Annotated in this window: 21 protein-coding genes and 1 pseudogene; 10 read left to right on the top strand and 12 right to left on the bottom strand. The window is 72.4% G+C overall.

The features are described from left to right. Positions 1-38: 38 nt before the first annotated feature. On the bottom strand, positions 39-1,463 hold the full coding sequence (gene purB / locus GA0074694_RS07645) for an adenylosuccinate lyase (protein WP_091454600.1): 1,425 nt from the start codon (positions 1,461-1,463) through the stop codon (positions 39-41). A 350-nt stretch (positions 1,464-1,813) separates the two neighbouring features. Here purB and GA0074694_RS07640 point away from each other — a divergent pair, with 350 nt between their 5' ends. From GA0074694_RS07640 to GA0074694_RS07630, 3 genes are read left to right on the top strand one after another with little or no spacing between them, the layout of a single operon-like run. After that, the gene (locus tag GA0074694_RS07640) at positions 1,814-2,278 is read left to right on the top strand and encodes a helix-turn-helix domain-containing protein (RefSeq protein WP_091458806.1); all 465 of its coding nucleotides are present in this window, start codon (positions 1,814-1,816) and stop codon (positions 2,276-2,278) included. Further along, a complete protein-coding gene (locus GA0074694_RS07635) occupies positions 2,275-2,793 on the top strand; it encodes an ImmA/IrrE family metallo-endopeptidase (RefSeq protein WP_091454596.1) in 519 nt (172 codons plus the stop codon). Before GA0074694_RS07640 ends, GA0074694_RS07635 begins: the two co-directional genes overlap by 4 nt. 3 nt (positions 2,794-2,796) lie before the next feature. After that, a complete protein-coding gene (locus GA0074694_RS07630; protein WP_091454594.1) occupies positions 2,797-3,981 on the top strand; it encodes an MAB_1171c family putative transporter in 1,185 nt (394 codons plus the stop codon). Between the two features lie 188 nt (positions 3,982-4,169). Here the strand turns inward: GA0074694_RS07630 and GA0074694_RS33885 are convergent, their stop codons facing one another. From GA0074694_RS33885 to GA0074694_RS33565, 3 genes and pseudogenes are all read right to left on the bottom strand, one after another. Then, on the bottom strand, positions 4,170-4,307 hold the full coding sequence (locus GA0074694_RS33885) for a hypothetical protein (protein WP_342670919.1): 138 nt from the start codon (positions 4,305-4,307) through the stop codon (positions 4,170-4,172). Continuing rightward, positions 4,308-4,352, bottom strand: a pseudogene (locus GA0074694_RS34105) (hypothetical protein); the annotation flags it as partial. Further along, a complete protein-coding gene (locus tag GA0074694_RS33565; protein ID WP_091454587.1) occupies positions 4,349-4,648 on the bottom strand; it encodes a GNAT family N-acetyltransferase in 300 nt (99 codons plus the stop codon). The gene GA0074694_RS33565 and the pseudogene GA0074694_RS34105, both read right to left, overlap by 4 nt. Before the next feature lie 282 nt (positions 4,649-4,930). On the opposite strand from GA0074694_RS33565, the gene GA0074694_RS07615 reads away from it, so the two are divergent. Beyond that, positions 4,931-5,800, top strand: coding sequence for an AraC family transcriptional regulator (locus GA0074694_RS07615; protein WP_091454584.1), 870 nt, complete (start codon positions 4,931-4,933; stop codon positions 5,798-5,800). A 131-nt stretch (positions 5,801-5,931) separates the two neighbouring features. Here GA0074694_RS07615 and GA0074694_RS07610 read toward each other — a convergent pair whose 3' ends face one another. From GA0074694_RS07610 to GA0074694_RS07600, 3 genes are all read right to left on the bottom strand, one after another. Beyond that, the gene (locus GA0074694_RS07610) at positions 5,932-6,285 is read right to left on the bottom strand and encodes a helix-turn-helix domain-containing protein (protein WP_245714584.1); all 354 of its coding nucleotides are present in this window, start codon (positions 6,283-6,285) and stop codon (positions 5,932-5,934) included. A gap of 117 nt (positions 6,286-6,402) precedes the next feature. Continuing rightward, positions 6,403-7,125 carry a GntR family transcriptional regulator gene (locus tag GA0074694_RS07605; RefSeq protein ID WP_091454580.1) on the bottom strand — a complete coding sequence of 241 codons (723 nt, stop codon included), beginning with the start codon at positions 7,123-7,125 and terminating at the stop codon, positions 6,403-6,405. A gap of 11 nt (positions 7,126-7,136) precedes the next feature. Next, the gene (locus GA0074694_RS07600; protein ID WP_091454577.1) at positions 7,137-7,670 is read right to left on the bottom strand and encodes a UTRA domain-containing protein; all 534 of its coding nucleotides are present in this window, start codon (positions 7,668-7,670) and stop codon (positions 7,137-7,139) included. A 419-nt stretch (positions 7,671-8,089) separates the two neighbouring features. Between GA0074694_RS07600 and GA0074694_RS07595 the strand changes: the two genes are divergently transcribed. Together GA0074694_RS07595 and GA0074694_RS07590 are read left to right on the top strand one after the other, a co-directional pair. Next, on the top strand, positions 8,090-8,440 hold the full coding sequence (locus GA0074694_RS07595) for a hypothetical protein (RefSeq protein WP_091454573.1): 351 nt from the start codon (positions 8,090-8,092) through the stop codon (positions 8,438-8,440). Then, on the top strand, positions 8,437-8,712 hold the full coding sequence (locus GA0074694_RS07590) for a hypothetical protein (protein WP_091454569.1): 276 nt from the start codon (positions 8,437-8,439) through the stop codon (positions 8,710-8,712). The genes GA0074694_RS07595 and GA0074694_RS07590 overlap by 4 nt, the downstream gene beginning before the upstream one ends. Positions 8,713-8,762: 50 nt before the next feature. Here the strand turns inward: GA0074694_RS07590 and GA0074694_RS07585 are convergent, their stop codons facing one another. From GA0074694_RS07585 to GA0074694_RS07565, 5 genes are all read right to left on the bottom strand, one after another. Continuing rightward, positions 8,763-9,974 (bottom strand): hypothetical protein, encoded by a 1,212-nt coding sequence (locus GA0074694_RS07585; RefSeq protein WP_091454566.1) that lies wholly within the window; start codon positions 9,972-9,974, stop codon positions 8,763-8,765. Continuing rightward, positions 9,971-10,489 carry a SigE family RNA polymerase sigma factor gene (locus tag GA0074694_RS07580; RefSeq protein ID WP_091454563.1) on the bottom strand — a complete coding sequence of 173 codons (519 nt, stop codon included), beginning with the start codon at positions 10,487-10,489 and terminating at the stop codon, positions 9,971-9,973. Before GA0074694_RS07580 ends, GA0074694_RS07585 begins: the two co-directional genes overlap by 4 nt. A gap of 155 nt (positions 10,490-10,644) precedes the next feature. Further along, entirely contained in the window at positions 10,645-10,896 is a 252-nt protein-coding gene (locus tag GA0074694_RS07575) for a hypothetical protein (protein ID WP_141713992.1), read from the bottom strand. A 62-nt stretch (positions 10,897-10,958) separates the two neighbouring features. Continuing rightward, a complete protein-coding gene (locus tag GA0074694_RS07570) occupies positions 10,959-11,840 on the bottom strand; it encodes a TNT domain-containing protein (RefSeq protein ID WP_091454556.1) in 882 nt (293 codons plus the stop codon). A 244-nt stretch (positions 11,841-12,084) separates the two neighbouring features. Beyond that, on the bottom strand, positions 12,085-13,377 hold the full coding sequence (locus tag GA0074694_RS07565; RefSeq protein ID WP_091454551.1) for an acetyl-CoA C-acetyltransferase: 1,293 nt from the start codon (positions 13,375-13,377) through the stop codon (positions 12,085-12,087). A gap of 55 nt (positions 13,378-13,432) precedes the next feature. Between GA0074694_RS07565 and GA0074694_RS07560 the strand changes: the two genes are divergently transcribed. From GA0074694_RS07560 to GA0074694_RS07545, 4 genes are all read left to right on the top strand, one after another. Next, on the top strand, positions 13,433-14,812 hold the full coding sequence (locus tag GA0074694_RS07560) for a 3-oxoacyl-ACP reductase (protein WP_091454548.1): 1,380 nt from the start codon (positions 13,433-13,435) through the stop codon (positions 14,810-14,812). Between the two features lie 248 nt (positions 14,813-15,060). Continuing rightward, complete coding sequence (locus tag GA0074694_RS07555) at positions 15,061-15,882, top strand: MaoC/PaaZ C-terminal domain-containing protein (RefSeq protein ID WP_245714724.1); 822 nt, start codon at positions 15,061-15,063, stop codon at positions 15,880-15,882. 135 nt (positions 15,883-16,017) lie between these two features. Then, positions 16,018-16,770, top strand: coding sequence for an NUDIX hydrolase (locus tag GA0074694_RS07550; RefSeq protein ID WP_091454545.1), 753 nt, complete (start codon positions 16,018-16,020; stop codon positions 16,768-16,770). Continuing rightward, a complete protein-coding gene (locus GA0074694_RS07545; protein ID WP_091454541.1) occupies positions 16,767-17,750 on the top strand; it encodes a serine/threonine-protein kinase in 984 nt (327 codons plus the stop codon). The genes GA0074694_RS07550 and GA0074694_RS07545 overlap by 4 nt, the downstream gene beginning before the upstream one ends. Positions 17,751-17,756: the final 6 nt, after the last annotated feature.

The following is a 17,756-nucleotide window of genomic DNA, read 5'->3' as shown; positions in this document are numbered from 1 at the left end:
GCTAAAGCCCCGAACCGACACCAACCCGGTAGCCCCCATTAGAGGATGGGGGGCGGGGAGTAGGTGGCCGCCTCGGGATGCTGGGTGACGATCTTCGTGATGCGGGCGGTGACCGAGGCGACCTGGCGGGCGGCGGCACCGACGAAGGCGGCACGGTCGGCGACCAGGGCGTCGATCTCGGCCCGGGTGAGGCCGAGGCGGGGGTCGGCGGCCAGCCGGTCGAACAGGTCGTTGCCGGCGACGCCCCGCTCCCGCATGGCCAGGGCCACGGCGACCGCGTGCTCCTTGATCGCCTCGTGCGCCACCTCGCGGCCCACGCCCCGGCGCACCGCCGCCACCAGGATCTTCGTGGTCGCCAGGAACGGCAGGAAGCGCTCCAGCTCCCGCTCGATCACCGCCGGGTACGCCCCGAACTCGTCGAGTACGGTGAGGAAGGTCTGGAACAGCCCGTCGGCGGCGAAGAAGGCGTCCGGCAGGGCCACCCGGCGCACCACCGAGCAGGAGACGTCGCCCTCGTTCCACTGGTCGCCGGCCAGCTCACCGACCATCGACAGGTAACCCCGGATGATCACCGCGAAGCCGTTGACCCGCTCGCTGGACCGGGTGTTCATCTTGTGCGGCATCGCGCTGGAGCCGACCTGGCCCGGCTTGAAGCCCTCGGTGACCAGCTCCTGACCGACCATCAGCCGGATCGTGGTGGCCAGCGAGGACGGGGCGGCGGCGACCTGGGAGAGCGCGGCGAGCACCGCGACGTCGATCGAACGCGGGTAGACCTGCCCGACGCTGTCCAGCACCCGGCTGAACCCGAGGTGCTCGGCGACCCGCCGCTCCAGCTCGGCCACCTTCTCCGCGTCCCCGTCGAAGAGGTCGAGCTGGTCGGCGGCGGTGCCCACCGGCCCCTTCACGCCGCGCAGCGGGTACCAGTCGATCAGGTCCGCCAGCCGCTCGTACGCGATGAGCAGCTCCTCGGCGGCGGAGGCGAAGCGCTTGCCCAGCGTGGTGGCCTGCGCGGCGACGTTGTGCGACCGGCCGGTCATCACCAGGCCGGAGTGCTCGTGGGCGAGCCAGGCCAGCCGGGCCAGCGCGGCCACCACCCGGTCCCGGATCAGCTCCAGCGAGCCGCGGACCTGGAGCTGCTCGACGTTCTCGGTGAGATCCCGCGAGGTCATCCCCTTGTGCACGTGCTCGTGGCCGGCGAGGGCGTTGAACTCCTCGATCCGGGCCTTGACGTCGTGCCGGGTGACCCGCTCCCGGTCCGCGATCGAGGCCAGGTCGACGTCGTGGAGCACCCGCTCGTACGCCTCGACCACGCCGTCCGGCACCGCGACGCCGAGGTCGCGCTGCGCCCGGAGCACGGCGAGCCAGAGCCGCCGTTCCATGCGTACCTTCTCCTCCGGGGACCAGAGGGCGACCAGCTCGGGTGAGGCGTAACGGTTGGCGAGCACGTTCGGGATCGTCGTCACCCGACCATTCTCCGGTATGCGCAGCGCGGCGGCCCACGCAGGTCAGAGCCATCGACAGGGCCGGCGAGGCCAGTGACGGTCGCGGATCTCCCGGCCAACCGTTGCACCGACCGGGGCACGTCGCTAAGGTGCGTGGCAGAGGCCGGCATCTCCCCCCGTGGATGCCGGCCTCTGCGTTACCGGATCGACGCCCATTCCCCCAGACGCGACGCCGGATCGAGATGGCGACCGAGCCCCACCCACGCGCCAACATCGATGATCCTACGATGGATGCGCGCAGGTCGTCAACTGACGTTAATGGCGCGGGAAACGCGGATTAATCATAGCTATTGGACGACGGGGGTGACGCCGTGAACAGCACAGCCGAAAGCGGTACATCGTTCGCGGACCGGCTCAATCTGCTCTTCGACACGATCCGTCCGGCCGGTCGGGAGACCCCGCACAGCAACAAGGACGTGGCGATCGCAATTCGGACGGCGGGGGGCTCCATTTCCGACGTGTACATCTGGCAATTGCGGACCGGGCGTCGGACGAATCCCACCAAAGAGCACATAGAAGCGCTGGCTCAGTTCTTCGGGGTGAGTCCGGCGTACTTCTTCGACGACGAGCACGCCCGGCACACGATCGCCGACCTGCGCACGCTGGACGCACTGCGCAAACTCCAGGTACAGCACGTGTCCCTGCGTACGGTGCTCCAGCACAAGGGGCTCTCCCCGGCCAGCCAGCAGGTCATCCAGCAGATGGTCGACCGCTGCCTGGAGCTGGAAGGGCTCGCCGGGCGGGACACCGGATCGACGGAGGACGGACGGTCATGACCGGGTGGCGTGCCAAACGACGGTTGACGCGCCTCACCAGCGGTATCCGGATCCCGGCGACGGCCGACAGCGCGGCACTCTGCGGCGCCGTGGCCGAACGCCTCGACCGGCCGATCCAGCTCCTGCCCCTGCCCCTGCCCACCGACGCGCCCTGCGGCATCGTGATCTCCACACCGCAGAGCCACTACGTGGCGTACGACAACCGGACCAGCCCGCTGCACCAGCGGCACATCGTCGCCCACGAGCTGGGCCACCTGCTCGCCGGGCACGCCGCCCGGCCGGTCGGCGCCGGCGAACTGACCCGCCTGCTCATGCCCACCCTCGACCCGGACATGGTCACCTCGGTGCTCGGCCGGGTGCCCGGTTACGACGAGCGGGCCGAGTGGGAGGCCGAGGTCATCGCCGGTCTGCTCCGCAAGCACGCCGGCCGCCGCCCGCCCCCGGACACCGCCGACGCGGACCCGTCGACCGCAGCCGTCGTCGACCGCATCCGGCAGTCCCTCGGCGGGCCGTGAGGGGTGCACGACCTCCTCTACCCCGGGCTCGCCGTCCTGGCCTGGACGGCAGCCGCCCTGCGGCTGGGCGCCACCCTGCACTCCGGCTCCGGCAACCCCGCCCGACACGCGGTCACCGGCGCGGTCGCCCTGCTCGCGCTGACCTTCACCGTGTCCACGCCAGCCGTCTGGGCGCTCGCCGACCGGGCCGTCGGCGTCGAGAACGTGACCGCGCTCATCGCCCACCTCTGCGTGGTCGGCTTCTCCACCAGCATCCAGGTCCTGTTGCTGTGGTGGACCAAGCCGCCCGAGGAGGCCGGTCGGCACAGCCGGTACCGGCTGGTCGCCCTGGCCGTGGTCGTGGTGCTGCTCTTCGTCCTGTTCTGCGGGATCGGTCCGACCGAGACCCACAACACCGACTTCGTGGTCACCTACGCCCACCGGCCGCAGCTCGCCGCGTACCTGCTGATGTACCTCGCCGCCTTCTCGGCGGGACTGCTCGACATCATCCGCATCTGCTGGCCGTACGCCCGGCTCGTCGGTCCCGGCTGGCTACGCCGGGGGTTGCGCACCACTGCGGTCGGAGCCGCCGTCGGGTTGGTGTACACCCTGGTCCGCATCGTCGACGTGATCACCGCCGTCTGCTGGGAGCTGCCCCGCGTCGAGTGGATCGTCCCGATCGCGGCCAGCACCGGCGCGCTGCTGGTCATCAGCGGTCTGACCATGCCCGCGTGGGGCACCCGGCTCGCCGCGCTGCCGGCCACGGCCCACCGGATCCGGCTGCTCCGGCAGTTGCGCCCGCTCTGGGCCGCCCTCTGCGCCGCCGTACCGACCGTGCGCCTCGCTCACGACCGGCGCTGGTGGCGGCCGGCCGATCGGCTGCACCGCCGGGTCATCGAGATCTACGACGCCCGGCTGGTGCTGCGGCCGTACCTCAGTGAAGCCGTCGGGGACCGGGCCCGCCGTCACGCGGAGGCCGGCGGGCTCGGTGACGACGACCTCGCCGCCGTGGTGGAGGCCGCGAAGGTGCGCGCCGCGCTGGCCGCGATGCGCGCCGACGTCCGCCCCCGCCGCCCGGAGCTGCCCGGCCCGCCCGATCCGGCCCTCGACGAGGTACGCGAGGTCGAGCAGTTGGCCCGGGTCGCCCGCGCGTTCGCCAGCTCTCCCCTGGTCGGTGCGGCCGTCCGCGAAACCGCCAACGACACCTGACCCGTTCCGCGACCTTGACCACGCGGTGCCGGCAACCCGGGTTCGCCATCGCCTCGTGCTCTCCGGGCGGCGACGGTCGGCGTTGGTCGGCGTTGGTCGGCCGGCGTCAGGTGGAAGCAGGGGACCCCTCCTACCGCATTTTGTCGAGCAGGGGACCCCTGCAAACACCGAGCCTCCGGCGATCACGATCAAGCTGCGGGCTCGTGACGCAGCCAGATGAACGCCTCCGGCTGGTCCCGGTTCCACTCGTCAGCCTGCTCCTGCGGCACGGCACGGAACCCGGCGGCGACGTAACAGCGCAGTGCCGGGGTGTTGGCGGGGTGCACCCGCAGGCAAACCGCCGGTTTCCGGCGCAGTGCCTCCCCGGTCAGCGCGGCGACGAACCGACGCCCGACACCCCGACCCCGGTGCCCCGGTGCCCCGGCGCGACGATCAGCCGGGCCAGTTCGGCCTCGTCCTCGTCGTCGTCCACCCACAGCTCGCCGAACGCGACCAGCTCACCCGCCTCCACCAGCCCGTACGCCTCGGTGTCCGGCTGCGCCACCCAACCGGCGACGGTCTCCGGGGTGACCTCGTCCCGGGAACACCACCACCGGCTCTCCTCGACCGACCCGGCCCACCCGGCCACCGTCCCGGCGTCCGCCCCGTCGAACCGCACCAGCTCCATGCGCCGCCCCTCGTCTCGCAGCCGATGGCGTCGCCAGCGGCGGTGGATCACGGGGGAGTCGTCCCGCCGGGGACATCGCGTCCGGTCACCGCCGGGCAGGCGTGCGCCAGCGTAACGACGGCGGCCCTCGATGAGGACCGAATTGCCGGCGTCACGACGCCCGGTTGAGCGCGTCGGCGCACGACACCGCCCGGGTGATGATCGGATGATCCGATCGGACCGCAGCGATCGGGCACCGGGCAGGCACCAGAGCCCAGAGTTGATGGCGGAAGGGAGGTCCTCTTGATCTCGGCACTCAACCGGATGGTCGACCACGTGGAGGAGCACCTCACCGAGGAGCTCGACCTCGACGGGTTGGCCAGGAAGCTCGGCACGACCGAGTACCACCTGCGCCGGATGTTCTCGTCGCTGGCCGGCATGCCGCTCTCGGAGTACGTGCGCCGACGTCGGATGACCGTTGCCGCGGCTGACGTCGTCAGCAGCACCGACGACCTGCTGTCCATCGCGGTCCGGCACGGCTACGGCTCGACCGAGGCGTTCGGCCGGGCGTTCCGGGCGGTGCACGGTGCCGGCCCCAGCGAGGTACGCCGCGACGGAGGCCCCCTTCGCACACAACCACAGCTCAGGTTCCGCCTGACCGTCGAAGGGAGCACTCCCATGGACACCCGCATCGTCGACCGCCCCGCGTTCCGGCTCGTCGGATACGCAACCCGGGTCCCGTTGATCTACGAGGGCGTCAACCCGCACATCCACCGGCATATCACCTCGTTCCCGCAGGAGGAGCACCTCCGGCTCAAGGCGATGAGCAACACCGAGCCGGCCGGGATCCTCCAGGTCAGCGACGACCTCGACGCCGACGCTGCCGAAGGCAGCGAGCTGACCTACCTGCACGGGGTCGCGGTCACCGGCGACACCCCGCCACCGGACGGGCTGGACGCCATCGAGGTCCCGGCCGGCACGTGGGCGGTCTTCCGTAGTTCAGGGCCGTACCCGAGCACCCTTCAGCAGACCTGGGCCGCGACCGCCACCGAGTGGTTTCCCTCGAACCGGTGGCGACTGCGGCCGGGTCCGTCGATCGTGACGGTGCTCGAACGCGCCGAGGACTTCAGTACCGCGACCTGTGAACTGTGGCTGCCCGTCGAGCCGACGTGACCGGCTCCACGGGCACCTGACCCGCATCGGACATCGGCAGTCGGCCCGGCCGCTCGTCGGTTCCACACCGAGGCGGCCGGGCCGACACCCGGTCCGTGGACCGGGCGCCGACCTCCCGCCGGACCGTCACGTCACACTGCCGCCGGGTAGGCGTGTGCCAGCTCGACGGCGAACTCCTCGAACTCGGTCGGGGTCGTGTCTCGACGCTGATCGCGTTGACGTAGCCGGCGTCGACCAGGTAGTCCCGCAGCTTTGCCAGTGACCAGCAGGAGAACCGCGACTGAGGAAACGGGGTCGCACCGGGCGATGACACAGATCCAGTCGCGGGTCTGCTCATCGATCCGTCTCGGTGCGCCCCCGCTCCATTTTGGTTCCAGCGCGTCGAACCCCCGCTCGTTGAACGCGTGGATCGCGTGCCGCACGTAGTCCTCGCTGGCCCGCAGCAGGTGAGCGATGTCAGGGGCCGGCTGTCCCTGGGCGGACATCAGCACCACGATCTACCCACCAGCCACCACCTCCCAAGGCCGAACCGTTGGCAGACAGCCTGCCCGACCCGTCCTCAGAACCGGCGGATTACACGATCAACGTTCCAAAACGAGGCACTACAAGTTGCTCACTTGCTGGCGGTAGTGCAGCTCGTGCAGGTGTCCTCCCTTGACCAGGACCGACGCCTCGATCGGGCGATCATCCCGGGACACCGCCACACGGAACTGCCGGATGATCGGAACGTTGGGTGGGAGCACCAACAACTCCGCCTCCTCGGGCGTGGGCATACGCGCCGACACACGGTCGGTGAACATGGCCATTGGCAGCCCCGCGTCAGACAGGACCCTCGGCGCTCCGCCGACGATCCGCCGTTGCTGCGTCAGCTCGGTGCCGGCCGCGATCGACATGGGATAGTACGACCAGGACAGCTCGACGGGATCGGTGTCGTACAGCGCCAACCGGTGTCGAACGACGACCCGCTCCGCTTCGGCAAGTTGAAGTGCCCGGCCGACCTCGGGTGGGGCTTCCGCCTCGGTCACGTCGAGCAGCCGGTAGGAGTACCGACTCCGCGCCGGGTCCAGGTAGGCGGCTGCCTCGACCACCAGCGGCTCGCGCTCGCGCACGTAGACGCCCTTGCCGACCGCGCTGACCAGATAGCCCTCGTCCTTGAGTGCGGCGAGGGCACGCTGAACGGTCGCCGTGGCCGCCGAGTACCGGGTGACCAGGGTGGGGATGGACGGTAGCTGCGTACCCGGGGGCAGGTCGCCGGCCATGATCGCCGCCCTGATCTCGGCCGCGATCTGCTCGTGCCGGGGACGACCGTCACCTCTGGTAGCCACTGTTCGTCCCCTCAGTCGATCGACATCTCGTACCGCAGTCGGCGGCCTTCAGCCACCATGGTCATAACGCTCAGCTCCACCGGCAGCCCGCCTCCGGAGGTGAGCAGGCGGGTGAGCCCCAGCACCCAGCGATGGTCATCGAGGGCGAGCGCCTTCCGCTCCGCGTCCGTGGGTTCGCGAGCGTAGACGTCCTCGACGGTGTGGCACGGCCGGTAGCCCAGCTCCGCCAACAGGGTCACCGCCCCACCGCGGATCTTGCGCGGCTCGGCGAGTGCTGTGCCGCGGGCGATGGCGAGCGGGTAGTACGAGTCGGTCAACTCGACGGGCCGGTCGTCGAGCAGCATCAGCCTACGGCGCAACACGACCGTCCCGCCGGGCTCGATGTCGAGAGCGGCGGCCACCTCGGCGGGTGCCACCACCTCGGCGACCTCCACCAGTCGTTGGCTTCCCACGCCCCCGGCGGTTGCCGCCTCCGCTTTCCAGGAATCGGATCCCCCTGGCGTCACGTAGGGCACCGAGACACTCAGCCAACCCTTGTCGACCATCGCCAATCTCCCACTCGCGTCCGTCGCCCCGAATCAGAGTAGGTCGCCCAGCGGCAACACCCACGCCGATCCTTGATGCCTTATGCGATACGCAGTAAGGTTACCGCACGTAAGTGGGCCGGGACGGGTGCTGTGGTTTGGCGGCCTCGTACCCATCCCGGCCCGGCAAGCCGAAGGGAGCAGCCACGCTGGACCGCGCCCGGGGATCGACTCCCCTCCTGTCTACCACCCGGTGGTGACAGCGACGCGTCCGGCGTGCCGCTCCCCGTCCCCGGCCGGTGCCCACGCTGACCCCCGACAGCGCGCACCGGCCCCACCGGGGGCGGGCGTACGGCAGCGGCAGCGCACCGACCGCACTTCCCCCGCGGTCGCCCGCGCCGGCCGTACGCCCGCCCCTGCCCAAGGCAGGAGGGCTTCCCATGGGTGTCTACCGGTCGGTTCACCGACTGTCGGACCTCGACGAGGCGGACGCGCAGGCCGCGCGCACGGTGCTCGCCAACCACGTACCCGATCCGGAGAACGGCCTCTGCGTGGCCTGCCTCGAACCCGCGCCCTGCCGGCCTTCGAACGCGGCGGCGAACCGGTTGGTCGACCTGGGTCGACCGGTGTTGCCGGACGATCCGCCGCCGACCCGCCCCGCCGGTTGGCGCAGTCGGTGGTTCCCGCACCGCCGGGGCCGATACCGGACGGCACCGCTGCTCACCCACGCCTGGCGGGTCCGGCTCGGCGCAGCGGTGGCCCGGCCGCCGGCCTTCGCCTGGTTCGCGTGAGCCGGCCGCGACGGGTGGAGACGCCGTACCCCGATCCGGGTACGCCGGAGGCGCACGTCCCGCGACGGCCCGGGTGGGAGTGCGCCGGCTGCGGGCTGGACTGGCCCTGCCTCGACCGGCGGCGACGCCTCCTGGCCGAGTACGCCGGCAACCGGATCGCCTTGGCGGTGCTGCTCGCCTCGTACATGATGGACGCTCTCGCGGAACGCCCCGATCTGCCCGCGGCGGGCCTGCGGACCCGGTTCCTGAGCTGGCTTCCCCGCCGGTTCTGAGCTGGCCGACCGTGGTGGCGAGGGCACCGCCACGGTCGGCCGCAGCGCGGCTACCTCGTGGTGAGGGTGAGCGCGGGATCCAGGGCGATGGCCTTCTGCTGCTGCTCGGTCAGCGCGAACGTCCGGTCCGGTCGGCTGCTGGTGTGCGACACCTCGACCCAGACGCCGTCCTCGCGCAGCACCGACACGTGCCGCTCGGCGAAGATGTCCGGGGCCTGCCGGGTGGGTTCGCTGATGACGCGGACCCGTTCACCGTTCGGTCCCTTGCTCTCCACGCAACGCTGGGACGTACTCGGCTTGCCGCAGCCCGGGAAGGAGACCACCCGGGCGATCCGGACGGCGAGGAGCCCCGGAACCCCGCCGACGGTGATCTGCGCCTCGCCTCGGTACTGGTCGACGGTGTTCTCGGCGGTGTCACCGGTCCACTGCGACTCCAGGTCGGCGGCGCGCCCGTCGGCGCCCAGCGCACCGACGCCTGGTGCCTGCTCGCGGAGCGTGGCGAGGACGGCCTTGTCGATCCGTTCCTGCTGGGCCGCGCCGTGGGAGGGGATCGGTGGCGGCGTCGACTCCGCGCCGGGTGGCAGCGAGCCGAGTTTCAGAGCGGGATCGTTCGCGACGGCGGTCAGTTGCTCTGCCGTCAACGGGAGCCGCCGCTCTGCGTCGTCGCCGGTCAGGTACGCGGTGACCATGACCCCGCCCGGCCGCCGGGCGCTCACCTTGCGAGACGGGTTCCCGGTCGATTCGGCGTTCTCGGTGGTGGCCACGATCATGGCACCGTCCGAAAGGGTCTTCTGCCGACACTCGCCAGGGCCGGGCTGTGGCACATCGCAGGTGTGCCGGCTCAGCACCCACCGGGCCACCTCGACGGTCAAGATCCCGCGAACACCGTGAACCTCGATCCCGCGCTGAGTCGAGAAGTGGTTGGTCGGGTCGGGGCTCTGGCTGCCCGGCTGGGGCATGGGAAGGAAAATGACGTCGGGGGCCGCACGCTTCACGGCCGTGTCGACGGCACCCTCCAGGCGGCGCAGGTCCGCCGCGCTGCCAGCCGTGGTGCTGGTTGCCGGCTGGACGGTCGACGGCGTCGATCCCGGCACCAGAGCCACCGCGAGGGTCACCGCCAGGAGGGCCGACGCTCCGGCCCCACTGGCACCCCAGATCCGCAGCTTGCCGGCCCGCCGCTGCCGGGAGATGATCCGATCGACGTCCACCGTGGAAATCGGGGAATCGCCGATCGCCTCGTCGAGTGCCTCTCGGTAGCTCATGCCCACTCCTCACTGGGTCGTCCCGACGAACTGGTGGCAAGGGCGCGCAGCGCGTCGAGGCCGCGCGCTGACTGGCTCTTGACCGTGCCGGGGCTGATGCCGAGGATCCCGGCGGTCTCCTCCATCGACAGGTCGCAGTAGAAGCGCAGGACGATCACCGCCCGACGCCGCGCCGGCAGTTGCCCGAGCAGGTCCAGCAGCATCTCCCGGTCCGCGAGCGTGGGCTCGGACGAGTTCAGGTCCGCCCGGTCGGGGAGTTCGTCGACGCTCCGCTCGCGTCGCCACGGCCGCCGTCGCTCGTCCAGCCAAGCGTGGGTCAGCACGCCGCGCACGTACGCGTCGACGTTCTCCGCCGCGCGGACCCGTCGCCAGTGCCGGTAGAGCTTGCCGATGGTGATCGACACCAGATCGTCTGCGGTGTGCCAGTCCCGGCAGAGCAGGTACGCCGTCCGGCGCAGCGGCTCCAACCGGGCGGCCACGAACTGCCGGTACTCCTCTTCGTCCGCGCGCTTCACCGCGCGGAGCCCGTATCAGCCGTCATGTCCAGGGGACGGACGCTCCGGTCCCCGGGGTTGCCTCGATCGTGGTGGCACATGGCCCCGGCGGGCCGTTTGCCACCACGATCGGCAGTGCGGAGGGCCGGTGGAGCCCCGCGCTCCGGGGGCCGGTCTCACGACGGGGCGGGGCGGCCGGTCAGGGCATGGTGGAGGGCGCGGCAGGCAGCGTCTTCGGTGTCGTGGATCTCACGGACGTCATACACGCCACGTTCGTAGAGGCCGATCTCCCACCGGCCGCCGGGTGACCCGCGCAGGAACCAGAAGTCGGGCGGGAGCGGCACGTGTTCGTGGACGTCCTCCAGCTCGAAGGCCTCCGGGGAGAGCCCGGTGTGCAGCAGGATGTTGCGCAGCTCGCGCCGGTCCACCCGGTGCCTCCCGTCGTCAGGCGGGCGACCGCAGTCGCGCGCCAGGGTGACCGTACCGCCGGTCAGCAGGCGGAGGCGCCGGCGGCACATTGGGCTCGCGGCGCGGCGGTCAGGTTCTCCTCCACCAGGAACCCGTGCTCGGTCAGCCAGGTGATGCTGAGCTGCGAGCCGGCCTCGGGCAGGTGCCGGCGCTCCAGTTTGTACTGGATGCCCATGCCCGGCTGGGCGAACCAGGGGGCGATCGGCCCGGAGTCGACGGTGAACGGCTTGAGCACGCAGTACACGTGGTAGTTGGCCAGCGGCGCGTTCGCCGGGGTGTTCAGGTTGGGCGGCGGGAGCGACCGGGAGCGCAACGGTGTGCCGAGGGGGGCGAGGTAGGCGCCGCCGGGAAAGCCGAACCGGTCCAGCCGGTATCCGGGGAGGAGGGTCTGCGCGGCCTTGACCGGACGGCCGTCCGGGGCGATGACGAAGCCGCCGGCCGGCGGGTAGACATAGGCGTCCTGCGCCGCGTTGGCGTACTGGTCGAGGAACTCCTGCGCGGTGAGCGCGCCGAAACGCTGGTAACCCGCGAGCAGCGGCCCGACCGGGTGGGCCTTCGGTGGCCGGGCCGGGCCGAGGAGCTGGTTGTCCTCGTAGTAGGTGGTGGTGGGCGGCGCGTTCGGGGGCGTACCCGGTCGGCACGGTGAGCCGGACAGCACCGCCGGCGGCTGGCGGACACGCCCCGCAGGCTGCGGGTCGTCGCGGTGGTCGGCTGAGGATTCCGGACGGCGGTCGTCGCGCTGACCGGCCGGGGAATCCGGACGGCGGTCGTCGTCGGGGGCGGGCCGGGCGGCGAACGCGGGAGACGCCGGCTCGGTGCGGGCAGCCGCCGGCTGGGCGGGCAACGGCAGCAGGACGAGGGCGACGCCGGCCAGCAGCGCCAGGAGTCGACGGTCGACCGCCATGGGGAACCTCCCGAGGACGACGGATCAGGCGATCCCATCCTCAGGCGGCTCTGCGCTACTTATTGGCCTTTGCGGCTTTTATGCCTGAAAGTGCCGGCGCGGCAGCAGCACGCAGCGCCCCGCCGAGGTCGCTCGCTCGCCGCCGGGGTGGTTGCAGGGGCACCTTCCGGTACGGAAATGAGTAACAAGGGGCCCCTGCAACCACCAAGAGCGGGTGCCGCACCCCGCGCTTCGAGAGCGCCGGTCAGCGCTCCAGGATCGCGGTGACGCCCTGGCCGCCGGCCGCGCAGATCGAGATCAGCCCGCGTCCGCTGCCCTTCTCGGCGAGCAGTTTCGCGAGCGTGGCGACGATCCGGCCGCCGGTCGCGGCGAACGGGTGCCCGGCCGCCAGCGACGAGCCGTTGACGTTGAGCTTCTCCCGGTCGATCGTGCCGAGCGGCGCGTCCAGACCGAGGCGTTCCTTGCAGAACTCCGGCGACTCCCAGGCGGCGAGCGTGGCCAGCACCTGCGAGGCGAACGCCTCGTGGATCTCGTAGTAGTCGAAGTCCTGCAACGTCAGCCCGGCGCGGGCGAGCATCCGGGGCACCGCGTACGCGGGGGCCATCAGCAGCCCCTCGTCGCCGTGCACGAAGTCCACCGCCGCCGTCTCCGACCAGGTGAACCAGGCGAGCACCGGCAGGCTCCGCTCGCGCGCCCACTCCTCGCTGGCCAGCAGCACGGCGGACGCGCCGTCGGTGAGCGGGGAGGAGTTGCCGGCGGTCATGGTCGCCAGCCCGCCGTCCGGGCCCTTCGTGCCGAAGACCGGCTTCAGGCCGCCGAGCTTCTCCAGGGTGGTGTCCGGACGGAGGTTCTGGTCGCGGGTCAGCCCCAGGTACGGCGTGACCAGGTCGTCGAAGAACCCCCGGTCGTACGCGGCGGCGAGCCGCTGGTGCGACCGGAGCGCCAACTCGTCCTGGGACTGCCGGTCGACCGCCCAGCGCAGCGCCGTACGGGCGGCGTGCTCGCCCATCGACAGCCCGGTACGCGGTTCCGCGTTACGCGGGATCTCCGGCCTGAAGTGCTGGTGCGGGCGGAGCTTCGCGGCGATCCGCAGCCGCTGGCCGAGCGTCCGGGCGGAGTTGAGCCGGAGCAGGGTGCGCCGCATCTCCTCGTTGACGGCGAGCGGGGCGTCGGAGGTGGTGTCCACGCCTCCGGCCACACCGACGTCGATCTGCCCAAGGGCGATCTTGTTGGCGACCAGGATGGCGGCCTCCAGCCCGGTGCCGCACGCCTGCTGGATGTCGTACGCGGGGGTGTGCGGGTCGAGCTTCGAGCCGAGCACCACCTCACGGGTGAGGTTGAAGTCCCGGGAGTGCTTGAGCACCGCCCCGGCGACCACCTCGCCGAGCCGCTGCCCGGCCAGGCCGAACCGGGCGACCAGCCCGTCGAGCGCCGCGCCGAGCATGTCGGCGTTGGACGCGTCGGCGTACCGCGAGTTGGACCGGGCGAAGGGGATCCGGTTCCCGCCGACCACCGCGACCCGTCGGATGCTCTGCACGATCCCGCCTCCTCGAAACTCTTGCCCCAACCCTACTCGCCAGTAGGCTACGCCTATGACCGACAGGTACGCGAGCTTCGTCCAATCGGCGGCCGGTCGCGCGCTGGTCAAGCGCCTCGGGCTGCCCGACCCGCCCCGCCTGCGCCGGCACCGCCCCGGTGACCCGCTGCTGCCCGGCCCTGCCCTGCTCGGTGCCGCGACCGGGGGCCGACTCGCCGAACCGGTCGGCCGGATCCTCCGCGCCGGCGGGGTCGAGCTGGCCACCGACGATCCGGCCGCCGGGGGCGACCCGGCCGCCGCGTCCGCCGGCACCCGCTTCGGTGCCCTGGTGTACGACGCCACCGGCATCACCGACTCGACCGGCCTACGGCAGCTCTACGACTTCTTCCACCCGTACGCCCGGTCGCTGCACGCCAGCGGGCGGGTGGTGGTGCTCGGCACCCCACCCGAGCGGTGTGCCACCCCGCGCGAGGCGACCGCCCAGCGGGCGTGCGAGGGGCTCACGCGCAGCATCGGCAAGGAGTTCGGCCGGGGCGTCACCGCCCAACTGGTGTACGTCACCCCCGACGGGGACGCCGGCACGGAGACCAGCCTGGAGGCGACCCTGCGGTTCCTGCTCTCCGGCCGCTCGGCGTACGTCTCCGGGCAGGTCGTCCGGATCGGCACCGGCCCGGCCACCGCGCCGGCCGACTGGGACCGTCCGCTGGACGGGCAGGTCGTCCTGGCCACCGGGGCGGCCCGGGGCATCGGCGCGGCGCTGGCCCGGGTGCTGGCCCGCGACGGCGCGCAGGTGGTCGTGCTGGACATCCCGGAGGCCGGGGACGAGCTGGCCGCGGTGGCCAACGAGATCGGCGGCAGCGCCGTGCAGCTCGACCTGACCGCGCCGAACGCCGCCACCCGGCTCGCCGACCACCTCGCCGCCCGTCACGGCCGGGTGGACGTGGTGGTGCACAACGCCGGCATCACCCGGGACAAGACCATCGCCCGGATGAACGCCGACCGGTGGGACCAGGTGATCGACGTGAACCTGTCCAGCCAGGAGCGCATCAACGACGTCCTGCTGGAGCGGGAGCTGATCCCGCGCGGCGGCCGGATCGTCTCGGTGTCGTCGATCGCCGGGATCGCCGGCAACCGGGGTCAGACCAACTACGCCACCAGCAAGGCCGGCGTGATCGGACTGGTCGACTCGCTCGCGCCGACGCTGGCCGATCGGGGGATCAGCGTCAACGCGGTGGCCCCCGGCTTCATCGAGACCCGGTTGACCGCCCGGATCCCGGTGGTGGTGCGGGAGGCGGGCCGCCGGATGAACAGCATGTCCCAGGGCGGCCTGCCGGTGGACGTGGCGGAGACCATCGGCTGGCTGGCCTGGCCCGCCTCCGGCGCGGTCACCGGCAACGTGGTCCGGGTCTGCGGCCAGAGCCTGCTGGGGGCGTGATGGCGCAGCGCGAGGAACCGGACGACCTCACCGTCCACGAGCTGATCGACGGGCCCACCGAGGCCATCTCCCCCCGTGACCTGGCCGCCGTCCGCACCGACCGGGACGGGGCCGCCGGGAACGGGGCCGCCGGGAACGGGCACGACATCAGCGTCGCGGAGACCCACGACCTGTCCGCGTACGCCACACAGGACCTGTCGGCACACGCCGCACGGACGGCCGGACGGGCCCCGGTGGAACTGCCCCGGATGCCGGCCTCCGGGCCGCTCTACCGGCGGGCGGTGCTCGGTGCGCTGCCCGGGATGGGCGGCCAGCGCTCCGGTGACCTGCCGGACGCCGCGCTGGCCGTGCGGGGCGTCCCCGTGGACCGGGCGCGCCTGGCGGACTACGACCGGGTCTGCGGGTTCCGGCTGACCGACGAGTTGCCCGGCACGTACCCGCACGTCATGGGGTTCCCGCTGGCGTTGCGGCTGATCAGCGCCCCGGACTTCCCGATCCCGCTGGCCGGCGTGGTGCACGTGGGCAACCGGATCACCGTGCGCCGTCCGGTGGACGCGGGCGAGACCCTCGACTTCACCACGTACGCGGAGAACCTGCGTCCGCACCCGCGCGGCCGGCAACTCGACGTGGTGCTGGTGGGATCGGTCGACGGGGAGGAGGTCTGGCGGGGCGTGTCGACGTACCTCGGCCGGGATCGGTCGGCGACCGGCGACCGGAAGAGGCAGGGCGAGTGGGCCCCGGCTCCGGCCGGGCCGGCGCTGTGGCGGGTCGGTCCGCGGGTGGGCCGGGACTACGCCCGGGTCTCCGGCGACCACAACCCGATCCACACCTCGCGGATCGGCGCGCGGCTGCTCGGCTTTCCGCGCCCGATCGCGCACGGCATGTGGAGCAAGGCCCGCTGCCTGGCCGCGCTGGCGCCCCGGCTGCCCGGGGCGTACACGGTGGAGGTGGCGTTCAAGCTGCCGATCCCGCTTCCCTCGACGGTCAGCTTCAGCACGATGCCGGACGGTGGGTTCGCCCTGCACGACGCCCGCACCGGCCGCCCGCACCTGACCGGCCGGATCACCTGATCTCCCTGGTCGGGACGGGCCCGGGGATCGGAGTGGGCCGCGTCACCTGACGCCGGTCCACTCCGGGTGGACGAGGGCTTCTGCACGCGCTAAGTTGTTCTCAGATTGAGTTGTTCTCTTGTTGAGAGGAACAGGGTGGACGAGCAGGAGTTCCTGGCCGGGTACGACCCGTCGGCGTACCCGGCGGTCGCGGTGACCGTGGACGTGGTCGCGCTGACCATCCGCGAGGGTGCGCTGCACCTGCTGCTCGTCCGGCGCGGCCAGCCGCCGTACGCGGGGCACTGGGCACTGCCCGGCGGGTTCGTCCAACCCGACGAGGACCTCGCCACCGGCGCGCGCCGGGAGCTGGCCGAGGAGACCGGCCTCGGCGACGAGCGGATGCGCCGCGTCCACCTCGAACAGCTCCGCAGCTACGGCGACCCGGGCCGCGACCCCCGGATGCGGATCGTCTCCGTCGCCCACCTGGCCTTCGCCCCCGACCTGCCGGACCCGGTCGCCGCCAGCGACGCCGCCGACGCGGCCTGGCTGCCGGTGGACGCGCTCGGTAGCCGGCAGCTCGCCTTCGACCACGCCCGGATCGTCGAGGAGGGGCTGGAGCGGGCCCGCGCCAAGCTGGAGTACACCCCCCTGGCGACCCGCTTCCTCGACGCCGAGTTCACCATCAGCGAGCTACGCGGCGTCTACGAGACGGTCTGGGGGCACCCCCTGCACGCCGGCAACTTCCACCGCAAGGTGCTCTCCGTGCCGGGCTTCGTGGAGAGCACCGGCGCCACCACCGAGCGGGGCGGGGCCCGGGGTGGCCCGCGCGCGAAGCTCTACCGGGCCGGCGACGCCCGGCTGCTCCACCCGGCGCTGCTGCGCCCCGCCCGGGAGGAGGAGATCCGGTGAGGACGGAGGAGGCCATCCGCCTGGTCGCGGCGGCCCGCACCGACGACGACCTGTTCGGCACCGATGCCCCGGCCCACCGGTACCGGCAACTGGTCGCCGCCCTGCACCCCGACCGGCTCGGCCGGGCCGACGACCGGGTCCGCGCCGCCGCCACCGAGGCGTTCGTCGAGGTCACCACCCGCTGGCGGGCGACCACCCACGGCCCGGGGATCCTGCTCGGCGACTACCGGCTCGGCCGACTGGCGTACGCCGGCGACCTGGCCGACCTGTACGACGTCGGGGCGGACCGGCTCCTCAAGCTGCCCCGCCAACCCGGCGACAACGACCTGATGGCCCGCGAGGCACACGCCCTGCGCACCATCGAGGACCAAGGCGACCCGCGCCACCTGCCGTACGTGCCCCGGCTGGTGGACTCGTTCCGGCACCGGGACGCGGCCACCGGCGCGGAGCGGCGGGTCAACGTGCTGGCCGCCGTACCGAACCTGCACAGCCTGGACGAGGTGCGCCGGGCGTACCCGGACGGGCTGGACGGCCGGGACGCGGCCTGGATGTGGCGGCGGCTGCTGGTCGCCCTCGGCCTGGCCCACCGGGCCAGCGTGGTGCACGGCGCGGTGCTCCCCCGGCACGTGCTGATCGAGCCGGACGCACACGGCGTGGTGCTGGTCGACTGGTGCTTCTCGGCGGAGCCGGACACCGCCGTCCCGGCGCTCGTGCCCGGCTACGAGGACTGGTACCCGCAGGAGGTCACCACGAGGCAGCCGTGCGGGCCGGGCACCGACATCGCCATGGCTGCCCGCTGCATGACCTGGCTGATGGGGGGCCGTGCCCCCCGTGAACTGCTCGCCTTCGCCGACGGCTGCCGGCACCGGTTCCTGCGGGCCCGGCCCGACGACGCCTGGCGACTGCTCGGCGAACTCGACGAGGTGCTGGAACGGCTCTACGGGCCGCGCACCTTCCGACCCTTCACCCTCAACCCCTAGGGAGGC

The sequence above is a fragment of the Micromonospora inyonensis genome (assembly GCF_900091415.1).
Classification (GTDB): domain Bacteria; phylum Actinomycetota; class Actinomycetes; order Mycobacteriales; family Micromonosporaceae; genus Micromonospora; species Micromonospora inyonensis.
Note: the sequence above shows the minus strand (reverse complement) of the source record. Positions and strands in the feature narration are given on the sequence as shown.